The sequence below is a fragment of the Sporomusa aerivorans genome (assembly GCF_041428895.1).
Classification (GTDB): Bacteria; Bacillota; Negativicutes; order Sporomusales; family Sporomusaceae; genus Sporomusa; species Sporomusa aerivorans.
Map to the genome: position 1 here is coordinate 384,983 of NZ_CP156926.1, position 16,602 is coordinate 401,584.

General features: G+C 49.2%; 16 protein-coding genes. 13 read left to right on the plus strand and 3 right to left on the minus strand.

Annotation, left to right across the window (positions count from 1 at the left end):
* Window positions 1–68 precede the first annotated feature (68 nt).
* From SATMO3_RS01675 to SATMO3_RS01705, 7 genes are all read left to right on the plus strand, one after another.
* On the plus strand, window positions 69–830 hold the full coding sequence (locus SATMO3_RS01675; protein ID WP_371376618.1) for a threonine/serine exporter family protein: 762 nt from the start codon (window positions 69–71) through the stop codon (window positions 828–830).
* Between the two features lie 11 nt (window positions 831–841).
* Window positions 842–1,291 (plus strand): threonine/serine exporter family protein, encoded by a 450-nt coding sequence (locus SATMO3_RS01680; protein WP_371376620.1) that lies wholly within the window; start codon window positions 842–844, stop codon window positions 1,289–1,291.
* A gap of 4 nt (window positions 1,292–1,295) precedes the next feature.
* Window positions 1,296–2,693, plus strand: a complete 1,398-nt coding sequence (gene tilS / locus SATMO3_RS01685) for a tRNA lysidine(34) synthetase TilS (protein WP_371376623.1) — start codon at window positions 1,296–1,298, stop codon at window positions 2,691–2,693.
* A 14-nt stretch (window positions 2,694–2,707) separates the two neighbouring features.
* A complete protein-coding gene (gene hpt / locus SATMO3_RS01690) occupies window positions 2,708–3,247 on the plus strand; it encodes a hypoxanthine phosphoribosyltransferase (RefSeq protein WP_371381653.1) in 540 nt (179 codons plus the stop codon).
* Window positions 3,248–3,356: 109 nt separating this feature from the next.
* Entirely contained in the window at window positions 3,357–5,282 is a 1,926-nt protein-coding gene (ftsH, locus tag SATMO3_RS01695; RefSeq protein WP_371376626.1) for an ATP-dependent zinc metalloprotease FtsH, read from the plus strand.
* Window positions 5,283–5,517: 235 nt separating this feature from the next.
* Window positions 5,518–6,609, plus strand: a complete 1,092-nt coding sequence (locus SATMO3_RS01700; protein WP_371376629.1) for a YibE/F family protein — start codon at window positions 5,518–5,520, stop codon at window positions 6,607–6,609.
* Window positions 6,610–6,682: 73 nt separating this feature from the next.
* Entirely contained in the window at window positions 6,683–7,759 is a 1,077-nt protein-coding gene (locus SATMO3_RS01705) for a hypothetical protein (protein WP_371376632.1), read from the plus strand.
* A gap of 160 nt (window positions 7,760–7,919) precedes the next feature.
* On the opposite strand, the gene SATMO3_RS01710 is transcribed toward SATMO3_RS01705, so the two are convergent.
* The 3 genes from SATMO3_RS01710 to SATMO3_RS01720 all read right to left on the minus strand — a co-directional run bounded on the left by SATMO3_RS01710 (window position 7,920) and on the right by SATMO3_RS01720 (window position 10,825).
* On the minus strand, window positions 7,920–8,546 hold the full coding sequence (locus SATMO3_RS01710; RefSeq protein WP_371376634.1) for a hypothetical protein: 627 nt from the start codon (window positions 8,544–8,546) through the stop codon (window positions 7,920–7,922).
* A 180-nt stretch (window positions 8,547–8,726) separates the two neighbouring features.
* A complete protein-coding gene (locus tag SATMO3_RS01715) occupies window positions 8,727–10,148 on the minus strand; it encodes a sensor histidine kinase (RefSeq protein ID WP_371376637.1) in 1,422 nt (473 codons plus the stop codon).
* On the minus strand, window positions 10,145–10,825 hold the full coding sequence (locus tag SATMO3_RS01720) for a response regulator transcription factor (protein ID WP_371376640.1): 681 nt from the start codon (window positions 10,823–10,825) through the stop codon (window positions 10,145–10,147). Before SATMO3_RS01720 ends, SATMO3_RS01715 begins: the two co-directional genes overlap by 4 nt.
* Window positions 10,826–11,020: 195 nt before the next feature.
* Here SATMO3_RS01720 and SATMO3_RS01725 point away from each other — a divergent pair, with 195 nt between their 5' ends.
* From SATMO3_RS01725 to SATMO3_RS01750, 6 genes are all read left to right on the plus strand, one after another.
* Window positions 11,021–12,007, plus strand: coding sequence for a biotin--[acetyl-CoA-carboxylase] ligase (locus SATMO3_RS01725; RefSeq protein WP_371376643.1), 987 nt, complete (start codon window positions 11,021–11,023; stop codon window positions 12,005–12,007).
* 42 nt (window positions 12,008–12,049) lie between these two features.
* Window positions 12,050–12,616: a biotin transporter BioY gene (locus SATMO3_RS01730; RefSeq protein WP_371376645.1), complete on the plus strand. Its 567-nt coding sequence runs from the start codon at window positions 12,050–12,052 to the stop codon at window positions 12,614–12,616.
* Between the two features lie 119 nt (window positions 12,617–12,735).
* On the plus strand, window positions 12,736–13,503 hold the full coding sequence (locus tag SATMO3_RS01735; protein ID WP_371376648.1) for a type III pantothenate kinase: 768 nt from the start codon (window positions 12,736–12,738) through the stop codon (window positions 13,501–13,503).
* 240 nt (window positions 13,504–13,743) lie between these two features.
* The gene (gene dusB / locus SATMO3_RS01740) at window positions 13,744–14,724 is read left to right on the plus strand and encodes a tRNA dihydrouridine synthase DusB (RefSeq protein ID WP_371376650.1); all 981 of its coding nucleotides are present in this window, start codon (window positions 13,744–13,746) and stop codon (window positions 14,722–14,724) included.
* Between the two features lie 160 nt (window positions 14,725–14,884).
* Window positions 14,885–15,841, plus strand: a complete 957-nt coding sequence (locus SATMO3_RS01745; protein WP_371376653.1) for a hypothetical protein — start codon at window positions 14,885–14,887, stop codon at window positions 15,839–15,841.
* A gap of 231 nt (window positions 15,842–16,072) precedes the next feature.
* Window positions 16,073–16,594, plus strand: coding sequence for a transcriptional regulator (locus tag SATMO3_RS01750; protein WP_371376655.1), 522 nt, complete (start codon window positions 16,073–16,075; stop codon window positions 16,592–16,594).
* Window positions 16,595–16,602: the final 8 nt, after the last annotated feature.

The window sequence follows — 16,602 nt, forward strand, 5'->3', positions numbered from 1 at the left end:
AACTTGCCGGCAGGAAATTGCCGTCTGGGGCGCGAATTGACAACTAAAACGGGCTGGCGGGGGTTAGAATGTCAATCCTAATGGAACAAATACTGGACATTACCGTTCTGGCTGGCGAGATTATGCTCAGGAATGGTGCTGAAACAAGCCGGGTGGAAGAGACTATGTTTCATATGGCGCGGGCGCTGGGGGCAGTCAAGGCGGAATGCTTTGTCATACCTACCGGCGTGTTTTTAACCGTAACCTGCCCTGATGGCCGGACAAGAACTATTATGCGGCGGGTACATGACCGTACCATAAATCTTGACAGGATTGCCAAGGTAAATGAGCTTTCCCGCCGGTTGGCCGATAAGCGTATTGATTATGAAATGGTTTGCTGCCATTTAGAGCGTATTGCCCGCGAACGGACCGGTTTTTCCCTGCTGCCTTCCATGCTTGCTTCCGGAGTGGTTGGCGGCGCTTCGGCCATTCTTTTGAACGCGGGTGTCTTCGAAAGCATGGCAGCCTTTATTTCGGCTCTGGTTGTGAGGTATATCGCCCATGTTGTTTCCCGGCTGCATGGTGTAAAGTTTACTTTTGAGTTTTTGGGAGGAATGACTGCAGCCCTGATGGGTATGCAATTTCATTACCTCTGGCCTGCCCTCAGTCCTGATATTGTTGTGGTAGGAGGCGTAATGCCGCTGGTGCCGGGGGTTGCTATTACTAACGCCATCCGGGACGTTATTGCCGGCGATCTCCTGAGCGGTTTGTCACGCGGTCTCGAGGCCGCGCTTACGGCGGTTGCAGTATCTATGGGAGTTGTTATTATTTTGGCTGTCAGCGCCTATTAGGGGGAGTCCTTATGCTGTTCATAAAAATTCTGGCCGTTTTTGCCATGAGCAGTGCCATCGGTGTATTGTACCGCATTCCCCGCAGTCTGCTTGTTTACGCCAGCGCTACCGGGGTGGCGGGGTGGACCCTGATGTATTTTGTAGCCCAAAGCGGCATAAGTACAATAATGGCCAATTTCCTGGGCAGTATGGCCGTTGGTCTGGTAGCCGAACTGCTGGCCAGAATCTTAAAAAAACCGGCTACCATTTTTACAGTGCCTGGCTTTATTCCGTTGGTACCGGGGCGGGAGGCCTATACAACCATGCGCTTTATGGTGGAAGGGCAATTCAATGAAGGTGTAGCTATGGGAATGTTAACCCTGCTAACCGGAGGAGCCATTGCTTTTGGCATTTTTGTGAGTTCTACGCTGTATCGCATACTGCGCATGAGTACAGACTATCAGGTAGAGAGCCGGGGATAGTTACATGCTTGCTATTATAAAAAAATGGGTTGAAAACCATAGCCTGTTTATTCCTGGCAGCCGTATTCTGGCTGCCTGTTCTGGTGGTCCGGACTCGCTGGCTTTGGTACATATTCTTAACGCCTTCAAAGAAGAGTACTCTTTTCAATTGGCTGTAGCCCATGTAAACCATATGTTCCGTCCGGAAGCCGTGGCAGAGGCCGAATTTGTTGCCTGCTTCGCGGCTGGTCTGGGGCTTGGCTGTCATGTTACCGCTATCGATGTACCGGCTTATTATAAAGCTAATAAGATGTCACCGGAGGAAGCAGGCCGGATTTTGCGTTACCAGTATTTACGCAGTGTCGCCGCCGAGTGGGGCGGTGCTCTGATTGCCACCGGCCATCACCGGGATGACCAGGTAGAAACCGTACTGATTAATTTCCTAAGAGGTGCGGGCAGCGGTGGCCTGCGCGGCATCCAGCCGGCCAGTGACGGTATTATCAGACCGCTCTTGCCTGTTAGCCGGCGGGAAATTGAAAAGTATTGTGCATTGTGGGATTTAAAACCGTGCCAGGACAACTCCAATTTTACAACCGATTATCTGCGGAACCGTATCCGGTTGAAGCTGATCCCAGCATTGGAAGCCGGCTATAATCCCGCGATTCGCAAGGCTGTATGGCGGCTGGCAATGCTGGCTGGGGATGAACATGACTTTCTGCGGCAGGAAGCTGGCCGGCAATGGCCAATAGTAATTACAGAAGCTGACAGGCTTACTATTGATAGTCAAGCCCTGGCAAAGCTGCATAAAGCTTTGCAGCGTGAAATAATTCGTCAGGCCATCGAGAAAAAACGTGGATCCCTGACAGGAATAAGCTTTGATCATGTGGAAAAATTACTTACTATGGTAATATCCGGAACAGTAGGGAGCGTTATGCTGCTGCCTGGCGGGCTCAAGGCCTGCAAAACGTATACCGGCCTTGAACTTGGGCTGAAAGAGGTATTCGAGCTGCAACAGCAACCTTTTTCGACCGAATCAAGCCTTGCTGCGGTTCAAGTCGCTGTTCCCGGAATAACGCAGGCAGGTGGTTTTACAATTACGGCCGAGTTAGTAACCCGGCCGCGGCCAGGGAAGTGTCGGCAAACGGCCGCCTTTGACCTTGAGCGGCTTAGTTTGCCGCTGACTGTAAGAACCCGCCGTCCAGGGGATAAATTTCGTCCCGCGGGTCTTAACGGCAGCAAAAAGCTAAAAGAGTTTTTTATTGATCAAAAAGTGCTGTTGGCAGAACGGGATTCCGTTTTGCTTATTAGTGATCAACAGGAAATCATCTGGGTGGCAGGCTATCGCCAGGCTGAACGGGGCCGGATTTTAAGCACAACAAAAAAAATCTTACAGCTTAGCATTACTAAACGGGAGGAATTCTGAATATGAGTAATAATATGATGGATGACGTGGAGAAGATATTATTTAGTGAGGCTGAATTGGCTACCCGGATTAAAGAATTGGGCCAGGCGATTACTGCGGATTATGCCGGTAAGGAAATTCTGATGATCGGAGTGCTGCGCGGCGCGGTTATTTTTATGTCTGACTTGGCCAGAGCGATTGAATTGCCGGTAGCCGTTGACTTTATGGCGGTTTCAAGCTATGGTGCGGCCACTTCCTCCAGCGGTGTTGTCCGGATATTGAAAGATCTGGACGAGGACGTGGAAAACAAACATGTGCTTATTGTTGAAGACATTATTGATTCCGGTCTGACACTGAATTACCTCATGGAGAATTTGTGGTCGCGCAAGCCGGCCAGCATCAAAATCTGTACGCTGTTAAACAAGCCTGACCGCCGTAAAGCAGATGTGCCGATTGCCTACAATGGTTTTACCATCCCTGATTACTTTGTTGTCGGGTATGGACTCGATTTTGCCGAGAAGTACCGTAATTTACCATTTATCGGAGTGTTAAAACCAGAGGCTTATCAAGGATAAATGTTTTTGTTTAATTGTCAATTTTTACTTAGTATGCTATAATTATGCGATATGAATGGTAAGAGGTTCTTTACGCAGTTTTGTGGTCCAGCGAGAGGAGGGCTACTTGTTGAACAAATTTTTTCGTAACGTTAGTTTCTATTTGTTGATTATCATTATAGCCATTTCGATAATCGACTACTATTCGTCACGAACAACACCCAAGCAAGAAATCAGTTATACACAGTTTCTCAAACAGGTTGAGGAGCAAAAGGTCGAACGGGTGACTATTGTCGATAACACGATTCGCGGCAAGCTCAAAGACGGGCAGGAGTTTGCAACCATTGCCCCTAATGATCCGACGCTTATTAACCAGCTCAGGGATAAAGGCGTAGACATTAAGGCCGAACAGCCGCCGCAGCCACCCTGGTGGACAACGATTTTCTCTTCTATATTACCGATGTTGCTCTTAATCGGGGTTTGGTTCTTTATTATGCAGCAAACACAGGGCGGCGGTAACCGGGTTATGTCGTTCGGTAAATCACGTGCCAAACTGCATGGTGAAGAAAAAACCAAGGTCACATTCAGTGATGTGGCCGGAGCTGACGAGGCGAAGCAGGAATTGGAAGAGGTTGTTGAATTCCTGAAGCATCCCAAGAAGTTTAATGACTTGGGGGCGCGTATCCCTAAAGGCGTGCTGTTATTCGGACCGCCGGGGACAGGTAAAACATTGCTGGCACGGGCAGTAGCCGGTGAAGCCGGTGTCCCTTTCTTCAGTATCAGTGGCTCTGATTTTGTGGAAATGTTTGTTGGTGTCGGCGCTTCCCGGGTGCGTGACCTGTTTGAACAGGCTAAGAAAAACGCTCCGTGTATTGTCTTTATTGACGAGATTGATGCCGTAGGCCGGCAGCGGGGTGCGGGTCTTGGCGGCGGCCATGATGAACGTGAACAGACGCTAAATCAGTTATTGGTTGAGATGGATGGTTTTGGCGTTAATGAAGGCATTATTATTATCGCCGCAACTAACCGTCCTGATATTTTGGATCCGGCGCTTCTCCGGCCTGGACGTTTTGACCGCCAGATTGTGGTGGACCGTCCGGACGTAAAAGGCCGCTTGGAAATCCTTAAGGTTCATACCAAGGGCAAACCTGTTGCCAAAGAAGTCGATCTGGATGTACTGGCAAGACGTACTCCCGGCTTTACCGGCGCCGATCTGAGCAATCTGGTCAACGAGGCTGCTTTGTTAGCCGCCCGCCGCAACAAGCGGCGCATTGAAATGTCTGAACTGGAAGAAGCCGTTGAACGGGTTGTTGCCGGACCGGAACGCAAGTCTAAGGTCATTAGCGACAAAGAGAAAAAACTGACTGCCTATCACGAAGCAGGCCATGCTTTAGTAGGCATGCTGCTTACCCATACCGACCCGGTGCATAAAGTATCGATTATTCCCCGGGGACGTGCCGGCGGCTATACACTCATGCTGCCGAAGGAAGATAGGTATTACGCCACCAGGACCGAGCTGCTGGAACAACTCAAGACCCTTCTGGGCGGACGGGTTGCCGAGGCCGTTGTATTAGGCGAAATCAGCACCGGAGCTCAAAATGATCTGGAACGAGCCACTGACCTGGTACGCAAGATGATTACCGAATACGGTATGAGCGAAGTGTTGGGGCCCATTACTTTCGGGCGTCGGCAGGAACAGGTTTTCCTGGGCCGGGATATTGCCCGTGACCGTAACTATAGTGAAGAAGTCGCCTATTCTATTGACAAGGAAGTGCGGCGGCTGATTGAAGAAGCTTATACCAAGACCGAAGAAATGCTCAGAACAAATCTTGATAAACTTCATTCTATTGCAAATGCGCTCTTAGAGCGGGAAACCTTAGAAGGAGACGAACTGGCTGAGCTTTTAAATAACGGCAAAATAACAGAAAAGGAACAAGGCAGCGATGATCAGCAGCCGCCTGCCGATGTACCGCCTGTGAATGCCGAGCCCGGTCCTGATACCGGTACCGGCCCTAAAATTGTATATAGTTTTGGTTTGGCTGAATCGCGTTATTGATGACTGTGTGAACGACGGCAGGTTTTTGTACCTGCCGTCGTTTTTTTGATCCTGATAGAAAGTATAACTTTCGCCTGGATAAGGGCAACATCGGTGTCCGCTTTCGCCAAAGGCGCGGCGCAAGCCGTGTTTTCTATATAAGAAAGCCGCTCAAACTTAAGATTACGCCATTTTTTATTGCATGTTAGGCCTACATGGGCTAAGATTTAGATAGCGTCAGGATAGGAGGTATATTTTGAAAAAACTGGTATTATTCATATTGCTCATGTTACTGTCAACAAATGTACTGCAGGCTGCACCGGCAAGCCAGCCGGTAGAATACGAAAAAGGCACGGTGGTGTTCGTCGGGCCGCTAAATCAAGCCATGCAGAAACAATATCAAATGGCTAAGGGTGAATTGGTCAGTATTCAATTGACCAGTGGTCCGGAAGCTGGCAAAGTGGTCGATACATTTAACTTTGTATCCGAACGGTCTGCTTATGAAATCAGGGTTAAACCCGGCGACAAAGTTATCGTTGCCATTTCCCATGATTTGGGGAAGGTGACCTATCATGTCAGTGATTTCGACCGTTTTGACTATGTATATGTTTTAGGTGGTTTATTTGTCTTGGCTCTCGTGGTATTCGGCGGGTTCATCGGCGCGAAGTCAGTACTGGTTATTGCCTTTTCCATTCTGGTTATTTTTAAGTTCTTCATCGGCCAGGTGCTGATTAACCAGTATAGCCTGACGCTATTGACACTAGTGGTGGCGGCGATTATTGCTGTGGCTACGCAACTGGTAGTAAGCGGTCTGTCAAAGAAGACGCTGGCCGCCGTTTTGGGTACAGTCGGCGGGGTGGCCGTGGCAGGCATATTGTCCGCTTTATCTATCAGGCTGATGCACCTGACTGGCCTGGATAGCGAGGAAGCTATGCTGCTTAAGGCATCGGCTTTGGCGCATATCGATTTTCAGGGGGTTTTGTTTGCCGGCATGGTTTTTGGCGCATTGGGAGCTGTAATGGATGTCACTATTTCCATAGCGTCTGCTGTTTATGAGGTGAAAAGCGTACAGCCGTCAATAGGCTTTAAAGATTTGGTGCGGGCCGGTATGAATGTTGGCAGGGACATTATGGGAACCATGTCCAACACTTTGATTCTGGCGTATGCCGGTAGTTCCCTGCCGCTGATGCTGCTGATCGCCTCGCAACAAAATGCACCTATGCTTAAAATATTAAATCTTAATATGATTGTCACTGAGTTCGCCAGGGCGCTGACCGGAAGCATCGGCCTGATTTGCGCGATACCGCTGACTGCTGTTATTACTGCTGTTTTGCTGCAAAGGGACTAAGAAATCCTAGAGCTTTAATGCGTTGTATATAGGCGATACTTTTAAGGAAATAGGCATTTGGAGGGATTGACACATGGGATGGTTTACACCACATCGGGCCACCGGCCTGGGAAGCTTGCCGCATCAGGATGAACTGACAGCGCTCAGAGTGATTGCCAAAGCAATGCCTCACTGGCCGCATTGGCCGCAATTACCGGCAAAAATGCCGGCACAGGGTTTTGTGGTGCAATACGTTCAGCCGCTGATTAAATTAGGAGTGTTAACTGAAATTCCGCTGAAGGATCCGGTGTTTGCCCGTCTGGACGCCGGGTGGGAAAGCAAAGCCGTTATGTTTTTCAATAACTATTTGGCCTTTGTTAACGGCGATGCCGGTGCTGAAGATGTTTTTGCACTCACCGGTGAGGCTTTTGCCGGCCTGGAAGCCTTTATTAATAACTTTACGCACCTTTTTCCCGCGGCCGAAGGTGTGAAAGGGCATGTCAGCGGGCCTCTGACAGTTGGTTTGCAAATTAAGGATGAACGTGGCCGGGCCTGCTTTTATGACGAGACTCTGCGTGATCTGTTGGTCAAATGTTTGGCAGTCGAAGCTGTATTAGAGGCCAGACGACTGAAAGCACTGGGTAAACCGGTACTGATTTTTATTGATGACCCGGCTTTATTTCTTATCGGTGCTTCAACTCATATTACCTTGACGAAAGAAATGGCATCGGCTGCTTTGCTCACTGTTATTGAGGCCCTACATGGTGAAGGCGTAAAGGTAGGCGTGCATTCCTGCGCCGGGATTGACTGGTCCATCCTGTTTGCACTGCCGGTTGATATCATTAGTTTTGATGCTTATCATTACTTTACCGGCATGGCGTTGCAAGCCGAAGGGCTAGCCGCCTATTTGGAGCGGGGCGGGGCAATGGCCTGGGGGCTTGTACCTACCTCGGAAGAGGCGTGGCAGGAAACACCGGAGACAATCCTTAGCCGGTTTGCCGGTCAATGCAGCGAACTGGCAGGACGTGGCGTGGACATAAATATGCTGCGGCAGAAGATTATTTGGACGCCAAGCTGTGGGACAGGAGCATTGCCAATTGACCTCGCTGAGCACATTTATCAGTTGATGGAAGGCGTAGTACGCAGGCTTTCTGCGCTGGATAATAGGTAAATGGACTCCAGGGTGAGTAGTTATTCTTTTTTCTAAAAAAAATCACACCATATAAGCATGGTGTGATTTTTTTATTCTGACAGATGTATGACGTTCTTACTAAGGGCAACAACGGCTTCGATTTTGCCAAAGGTCTGCGCAGCCGTGTTTTCGTATTGTTTTAATTCGTAGAGGTATTGCGGTGTTCTTTTTTTAATGCCTGCCAATCAACACCAAGATCGGTGGCGACATCTTTCCAGGTATTGTTGACTTTTTTCAGAAGGATTACATCCTGGATACTGGTGTCGCTTTTTACTGCAAGCTTGCCGGCCATGGCAATATCACGGGAGTGGTAGCCCTGATCAAACAGGCTCTTAATATCTGTTTGCGCGATATTAAACCGCTGCGCTATATGCTTGGCGGCTATTTCCTGGCGTACTGTTTTAACTTTGGCTTTGTCAATATTTAGCGTCCGGGCGACATCTTTCCAGGTATTATTATCATTCTTAAGGGCCAGTGCGTCTTCGAAAGATGTATCACCGGCCTTGGCGAATAAGGCGGCGCGGTGTAAATCTTTAAAGGTTCTGCCCTGCTCCTGGTATTTTTGGATGAGCGATTTATCAATTCCAAAGTCCGCCGACAGGCGCTCCGCTGCCTGCTCGGGTTTTATCTGATAGCACTGATGGTGGCCCGGGCGTTCTTTGAATACAGATTCGGCCTGAACCGCCAGAGCGCCGCCAAGGCCAGCGAGAATAAAGGCTCCGGCGGCAAGACCTGCGATAGTTTTACGCGATTTGGCTGACAACATGTAAATCCCTCCGCTTTCTTGTGATTTTGTGTACTCGCAAGGTGTTGTTTACTATAAGGACGACAGCGGTTTCCACCTTCGCCCAAGGCTCGGTGAAAACTGTATTTTCTTTATAGTGTAGCGAAGAGATATGACAAAAATATGACATTACTGAGAAAAACTTGTAACAGTCTATCCGGCCTATGGACTGGCGACAGGCAGCGAAAAGGTGAAAGTGGTTGTTTCCCCGGGGGTACTTGCCGCACTAATGGCGCCACCCATAGCGATTACCAGTTTGCGGGTGATGGCTAAACCCAGGCCGGTACCGCCATCGGCGCGGGAACGTGATTTGTCTACCCGGTAAAATCTTTGCCAGATATAAGGGAGATGTTCGGGAGGTATACCTGCCCCACTGTTGGTTATATCGATAACAATCTGCTGCTGCCAGGTGCGGGCGGTTATCATGATAGCCGTGCCCTGAGTGGCATGGCGAATGGCATTTGTCAACAGGTTGGTGAGTACCTGATTAAGCCGGTCGGGATCGGCCAGAATCGCAGGCAATGTCGAAGGTATGCTGGAATTGATCGTTAATTCTTTGGTTTCAAGAAACGGCGCCAGTTTAGCTGTATTAAGGGCTAGAAGTGAATCAAACTTGACTGGTTGGCGGGAAATCGCCAGCTCGCCGGCTTCCAGTTGCGACAGATCGAGTAAATCGGCCACAAGTCTGCCGATTCGTTTGGTCTCGTCCACGATGCCGGCGAGATAACGCATGCGTTGTTCGGCAGTAGTAACAAGTCCGTCCAGCATGGCTTCAGCCAAGGCCTGGATAGAGGCAACCGGAGTTTTGAGTTCATGGGAAACATCGGAGAGGAATTCACGCCGGTTTTGTTCCTGCTGAGAAAGTTCGGTCGCCATAGTGTTAAAGGTCCGGCCCAGTTCGCCAATTTCATCACTTTGCGTAGCTGTAGTGCGACTGGTATAATCACCGTTAGTAAACGCAGCGGCAGCGCGGCTGATATCGGTTAGCGGCCGGGTAAAGCTGCGGGCGATAAGCAACCCGGCGAAAATAGCAACAACGCTGCTGGCCAGCAGTGAATATACAAGCAACTGTTCCAGCGCCTGGGCTGTACGGGTGGCGCCTGTTACCGGGGCGTAAAGAAACAACGCGGCTGGTGGCGAGGATGGCTGCGTTGGCAGCGGCAGAGCGATGATAATAGACGGATCCGGTTTACGCCAGGGTTTCAAAACCTTTTGCGCACCGCTGCCGTCCTGCCAGTCTGCTTTTTCCCATAACTCCTTCCAATTGCTCAACCGCCTGCCTCTTTTCCAGCCGGACGGTAACTGGCCGGCCAGAATCTGCCCGGTTTTGTCCATGATCCAGATATTACCGCCGGCCATGTCGCTCATGGCGTCAAGCAAGGCTCCGGAAGGTTTCTGGCCGTTATCCATAAGCGGCGTGATAATATTGACGGCAGCCTGACCCTTGACCAGGAGATCGTGGCGCTTGTTTTCAATGACGTGGTCGCGCACCAGATAAAACATCAGTAAGCCTACTGTCAATACACTAACTAAAATAATTGTCAGATGTGAGAGCAGCAATTTGCCGAAAATAGAACGGATCATTTGCCGGTCACCTCGAACTTATAACCTACTCCCCAAACAGTATGTATGTAGCTATACTCCGGGTTATCGATTTTTTGCCGCAGACGCTTGATGGTGGCATCAACGGTGCGGTCGGCGCCATCAAAGTCATAACCCCAGACATTGGTAAGCAGTTGATCCCGGGAAAAAGCAAGTTTGCTATGTCGTGCCAGAAAGACCAAAAGCTCAAATTCTTTTGGTGATAATGGGGCTTTTTCGCCGCTGGAATAAACCGCCTGGGCAGCGGTATCGATACTGATTCCGGGAAAATCCAGCCGGGCGCCGGCCTCAATAAGCAAACCGCTGCGGCGAAGTACTGCTTTAACGCGGGCAATGACTTCTTTGGGGCTAAACGGCTTGGTTATATAATCATCGGCTCCCAAAGAGAAGCCGGTAAGTTTGTCAGCTTCGGCACCTTTAGCAGTTAAAAAAATTACGGGCACCTTTCGTTCAATTGCCTGGCAAATCTCCCAGCCTGTTCGCTTAGGCAGCATAACATCCAGGATTAACAAATCCGGTCGGTATTTTTCCTCTATTGTCAAAGCTGCCTGGCCGTCTAATGCGGGAAACACTTTAAAGCCTTCCCGCTCCAGATACAATTGCAAGACTTCTACTATTGCAGGCTCATCGTCAGCAAGCAAAACTTTTATCTGTTCCATAAGGCACCTCACTTGCATGGTTGTTTGTAGGTAGCACCCAATAAGGATTTACACTTACTATGAGAAAATCTTTATTGGATTTCATATAGAAAATGCTATCACACAAATAGCAATGTTGTAAATGAGGATTAATTGACAATTGTTAACCGATATTTTATGATTAGGATAACAAATATAATTCTGGAGTGAAAAACAATGCGGACAGCAGTCCTTGAACTCTTAAAGCGGAATTCCGGTCAATACATCTCCGGTGAGGAGATTTCACAATTACTTAAGGTATCGCGAACGGCGGTATGGAAGCATATACGTTCCCTGAAACAAGCCGGCTACGAAATTGAAGCCCATCCCCGCCTGGGCTATGCCCTCCGGCAAAACACCGACCGGCTTTTGCCGGAGGAGATCAAAACGCACCTGACAAGTAAAGTATTGGGCCGGGAGATTCATTATTTCAGTGAAGTGGATTCAACCAATAATGCGGCTAAGAAGCTGGCAGCCGGCGGCTGTCCGGAGGGAACCATAGTTGTAGCGGAAGCGCAGAACACCGGGAGGGGGCGTCTGTCCCGGGGCTGGTTTTCGCCCTATGGCAAAGGAATTTGGCTGTCTGTTGTTTTCCGGCCGCCGTTTAGTCCGATGGATGCCGCCAAATGTACGCTTATGGCTGCGGTCGCTGTAAACCGGGCAGTCAATGCGGTTGCCGGCGCCGGCTGCGGGATTAAATGGCCCAACGACATATTATGCAATGGGCGCAAGGTAGTGGGGATTCTTACAGAAATGAGCGCCGAGATGGATGCTATCAATTATATAGTTATTGGCATGGGTATTAATGTCAATATTGATCCCCATGAATTCCCCGGTGAAATTGCAGCAACCGCCACATCCTTAGCGGCAGTCGCCGGTTGTCAGATACCCCGGCTGAAATTGTTTACGGAGATTCTTGCTGAGCTGGAGAGTGCTTATAATACGGTGAAAAATTTCGGTTTTGCACCGGTGCTGGCCGAGTGGAAGAACCAGTCAATAACTCTTGGACAACAGGTAGATGTACATGGCATAGACAGGAGTTTTACCGGTTTGGCTACAGACATTGACGACGATGGCGCGTTGCTTGTGACAACAGCCAGCGGTGTGGCACGGGTGCTGGCTGGTGATGTATCTATCCGGCCTGCCGCAGGCAAGCTGAGGTAAGAGCGCCTTTAGCAATATTACCGGGAATAAGGAGGTTTGTTTATGCAGACGAAAAATATGGCTCTTACAAGTTTATTTGCTGCGATACTGGCTGTCAGTGCGCAGGTGTCTATACCTATAGGTCCTGTACCCATCACTTTGCAGGTCATGTTTGTCTTGCTGGCAGGCATAGTGTTAGGCAGCCGGTTGGGCCCGGCCAGTGTTGCAGTCTGGGTTTTGCTGGGGGTATTCGGGTTACCTGTATTTGCCCAGGGTAAGGCGGGGGCAGCCGTTTTGATCGGACCGACCGGGGGCTATATTTTGGGCTATTTTATATGCACGTATATTGTTGGTTATGTCGCGGAACACTTTGAAGTGTCCTACAAAAATACCACTCTGGCCATGTTGGCCGGTCTGGCGGTAATTTACGGGGTTGGTTTAGCAGGATTTATGCTTTCGTTTCAATATGTCTTGCATAAAGCAATGACTGTGGACAGAGCATTGCAACTGGCGGTTTGGCCTTTTTTGCCTATGGATATTGTCAAGGCGGCTGCTGCCGTCTATACAGGCGTGAAAGTGCGCCGCGCCTTAATTAAGGCGCGGCTGATGACGGTTAAACGACTGGTTTAATATATCGAGAAGAGTGCGCTTGTATTTACATTTTCGCTGCTTTTAAGGTACAATAATAGCTACTACAAAGCCGCTGGCAATGACGGCGGTTTAAAGTTTCTACAGGGGGATTTTTGCTAATGCTGCTTGTATTTGATGTTGGCAATACCAACATTGTCTTAGGTGTATTTGAGGGCGAAGAACTGACCTATCACTGGCGGGTATCGACCGATAAGCAAAAGACCGGTGATGAGTACGGTATGCTGATTTACAACTTATTTGCATACCGGGGATTAAAGATGGAGGACGTGGAAGCCATTGTTATTTCCTCGGTTGTTCCTCCACTTGTTGTACCGTTAACCAGGATGTGCCAGCGGTATTTTGATGTTGACCCGCTCGTTGTCGGACCTGGCGTAAAAACAGGAATCTGCATAAAGTATGAAAATCCGCGTGAGGTGGGGGCCGACCGAATCGTGAATGCCATTGCCGCCTATGCAAAATATGGTGGTCCGCTAATTATAGTAGATTTTGGTACGGCCACTACTTTTTGTGCGCTGGCCGAAAATGGCGATTATCTGGGCGGAGCCATTGCTCCGGGCATAGGTATTTCCACCGAAGCTTTATTCCAGAGGGCGGCAAAATTGCCACGTATTGAGCTTATCAAACCCAAAACAATTATTTGCCGCAATACCATTAACAGCATGCAATCCGGCATTATTTACGGGTTTGTGGGACAAGTCGATGAAATTGTCCGTCGCATGCGGGCAGAAATGGGGCAGGAGGTTACGGTTGTTGCCACAGGCGGCCTGGCTAATCTTATTGCCCAGGAGTCTCATACTATCGACAAAGTGGATACCTTCCTGACACTTGAGGGCCTTAGGCTGATTTACGAACGCAACCGGCAATAAACGTGGGAAAATCCAATGAGGCAGACTTGCTGTTCACCTGTAGGGTATAGCTCCCACTTGTAGAAGAGGAGTCTTAGCGCGGATTAGTCTTCGGATAAAGATTCTTTGGGGCAGGATGTTAGTAACACTCCAACGCTGTAGCTTAATCTTCGGTTATACTAACATCTTGCCTGGCAGGCTTTATTGGATACGTATACAGTTGGGCGGCCAGCAACGGCCGCCTTTTACATAGGAGGAACCATGCGCATCGGAAAACTCGCTCTTGCCAATCCTGTTATACTTGCGCCTATGGCCGGGGTCACCGATTTACCGTTTCGCCTGCTGGCGAAAGAAATGGGCTGTGGCTTGGTGTACTCTGAAATGGTGAGTGATAAAGGGCTTATCTATGATAATGTTCATACTAAAAAAATGCTTGCTATCGACGAGCGGGAAAGACCGGTTGCTTTACAGATTTTTGGTTCGGAACCGGAAAGCATGGGAAAAGCAGCTAAAATTGTTGCCTCAGCAGGAGCTGACATTATCGACATTAACATGGGCTGCCCGACACCGAAAATTGTAAAGAACGGTGAAGGATCCGCCCTGATGCGTAAGCCTGACTTGGCTTGCCGCATCATAGCTGCGGTGGTGGAGGCGGCCGGTGATGTGCCGGTAACCGTTAAATTTCGCAAGGGCTGGGACGATAATTCGATAAATGCCGTGCAAATTGCCCGGCTGGCTGAACAGGCCGGCGCGGCGGCTGTCAGTGTACACGGACGTACCCGGGAACAATTTTATTCCGGGCAGGCTGACTGGAGTATTATCCGGGAAGTTAAACAAGCCGTCAACATACCGGTTACCGGTAACGGCGATGTACGTTCACCGCAGGAGGCCAAGCGTCTGTTGACGGAGACCGGCTGTGATGGCATAATGATAGGGCGGGGCTCCCAGGGAAATCCCTGGATTTTCCGCCAGGTTGTCCATTACCTGTCAACCGGTGAAATGTTGCCGCCGCCCACACTGGGTGAACGAATCGACATGCTCCTAAAGCATCTCGATATGCTCGTCACGCACAAAGGCGAATACATCGCCATTCGCGAAATGCGCAGCCACGCCGCCTGGTACACCAAAGGCCTGCATAGTTCCGCCGAGCTAAGGCTAAAGTTCAATCAGGCGTCAAATAAAGAAGATTTTATCACGATAATGGAAGATTATCGTGATACTTTATCTCAACCCAATATTTAAATTATGTGCAAAGGCCGGAAACAGGCTAGAAATGTCCAACTGCTAGGCGCGACGAGCATGCGAACGAAGGCGTACTGGGAAGTACGTCGCAGTGAACACGCGCAGGAGCAACAACGCAGATGGGCGTTTATAGCCTGTTTTCGCAGGGGGAAGAATGCATATGCTCATCATGCCTGTCGCCAACGGCATACTGCCGAGGCCGCAGGGAGGAACAATTACCGGTATGTTCATCATTGAAAATGGCGGCCAGCTGCTTTTGGATGTTGGCGTGGGAAAAGAGATTCTGATTTGTCCCTGGGTAGTTGAGGAACAGGGATTGTACCCTGTTGGCGTTATTGTCCGCATTATGAATATTTGGAATCATACGGTAGCGGATGAGTCTGGCGCTGAGATTCCGGTGCTTATGGCCAAATTGGAGGGACGCGGTCATGCCCGGTGGCATACCGTTCGAACCGCCGGCAGCTATATTTACTCCAGTGACGTAGCACATCTCAATCTGAAGAAAATGCGTAAAGATTACCCGGCCATTTCCGGCGCCGGCTGGATGCCGCAGGGGGGCTATACCGAATTTCGTGACAAAAGCGATATTCCGGTGACCATTTACGGAACCGATCTGGAAACGACGCAGGAAGTTAGTATCACTGCCAATTTGGGCGGTTTAGTGGAACTGGAACAGGCCCATACTATTGAACATTCCGTTATCCGGGCGCTGCATACATATGGACTGTGTACACCCCGGACGCTGGTAGAGGCTATGGGCCGGGAGACAGATGAACTGAAAAAATCAGTGGAGTTTAGCATAAAACATACCATGCCGGAGGTGCTTGGATTGACAGCCAGTGGCGCCTGCGGCAATCCACTGACTAACATGGCCCAGGTATATTTGGCTCAGGAATTTGTCAGCAATATTGAGGCTGGTAAGTCTTTGAACGAATCGCTGGAGAAAGCGCGGCGATCAACCATGTCCCAACTGACTGATGACATTGGCCTTACTATGCATGAAGGACTCCGGGTCTTACAGGGACTAAAAAAAGGCATGGCTCATGATGACACGCTATTAAAGCTGGATACTTATAAGAAAGTAATTAGCCGTTTCCCCTTTGAACCCTGGGGATAGGCTTTTTCTTTTTATCCTGTTAGAAAATATGCCTCCTCCTGGATAAGGCAACATTGGCTTGCGCTTTCGCCGAAAACTCGGCTGAGGCCATGTTTTCTTTTGCAGATAAGGATAGCTTTTGCAGCGCCCTCTCTGTCTTGAGGTGGAAAAACTTGTCAATTTAAAAAAATAATGCTAAAATATGTATGTACACAAGAATGTGCACATATACTATGGGGGAGATGACAAGCCGTGTTGCTTCGCATTGGCGAGAAGATAATCAATCGGCAGAAAATTCATCATACAATCGACAGAATTCTAGAATTACGGCGCGATGGTTTCTCGCAACAGGATGTGGCTGGGCAAATCGGTGTTGACCGTACTTTTGTCTCCCGGCTTGAGACAATTGGTGAGATCCGCAAAGGCGGACGGGTAGCGCTTATCGGGTTTCCCATAAAAAATTGTGAAGAAATATACGCTGTTGCCAGACAGGAAGGGATTGATTTTTGCTTTGTTTTGTCTGAGCAGGAGCGATGGGACTTTGTTCAAACCAAAAGCGGTGTCGAATTATTTAATACCATCATGCAAATTATCACAGATGTCCGTAAACATGATATTGTCATTATTATTGGCTCTAACATGCGGATTAAATTAATCGAGACACTGCTCGACAAGGCCGTCATCGGCATTCAAATAGGGGAATCGCCCATTGAGGAAGATAAATATGTAAGCCCGGAGGATATTCGTGCACTTATTAGGCAGCTTAGGTTTTAGCCAGGAGG

Excerpts from the sequence above, each read along its gene's own strand:
- SATMO3_RS01710 (WP_371376634.1), bottom strand. The coding sequence starts at position 8,546 with ATGTTGTCAGCCAAATCGCGTAAAACTATCGCAGGTCTTGCCGCCGGA.
- SATMO3_RS01680 (WP_371376620.1), top strand. The coding sequence starts at position 842 with ATGCTGTTCATAAAAATTCTGGCCGTTTTTGCCATGAGCAGTGCCATC.
- SATMO3_RS01705 (WP_371376632.1), top strand. The coding sequence starts at position 6,683 with ATGGGATGGTTTACACCACATCGGGCCACCGGCCTGGGAAGCTTGCCG.
- SATMO3_RS01675 (WP_371376618.1), top strand. The coding sequence starts at position 69 with ATGTCAATCCTAATGGAACAAATACTGGACATTACCGTTCTGGCTGGC.
- dusB (WP_371376650.1), top strand. The coding sequence starts at position 13,744 with ATGCGCATCGGAAAACTCGCTCTTGCCAATCCTGTTATACTTGCGCCT.
- SATMO3_RS01715 (WP_371376637.1), bottom strand. The coding sequence starts at position 10,148 with ATGATCCGTTCTATTTTCGGCAAATTGCTGCTCTCACATCTGACAATT.
- tilS (WP_371376623.1), top strand. The coding sequence starts at position 1,296 with ATGCTTGCTATTATAAAAAAATGGGTTGAAAACCATAGCCTGTTTATT.
- SATMO3_RS01725 (WP_371376643.1), top strand. The coding sequence starts at position 11,021 with ATGCGGACAGCAGTCCTTGAACTCTTAAAGCGGAATTCCGGTCAATAC.
- SATMO3_RS01745 (WP_371376653.1), top strand. The coding sequence starts at position 14,885 with ATGCTCATCATGCCTGTCGCCAACGGCATACTGCCGAGGCCGCAGGGA.
- SATMO3_RS01735 (WP_371376648.1), top strand. The coding sequence starts at position 12,736 with ATGCTGCTTGTATTTGATGTTGGCAATACCAACATTGTCTTAGGTGTA.
- SATMO3_RS01730 (WP_371376645.1), top strand. The coding sequence starts at position 12,050 with ATGCAGACGAAAAATATGGCTCTTACAAGTTTATTTGCTGCGATACTG.
- hpt (WP_371381653.1), top strand. The coding sequence starts at position 2,708 with ATGATGGATGACGTGGAGAAGATATTATTTAGTGAGGCTGAATTGGCT.
- SATMO3_RS01720 (WP_371376640.1), bottom strand. The coding sequence starts at position 10,825 with ATGGAACAGATAAAAGTTTTGCTTGCTGACGATGAGCCTGCAATAGTA.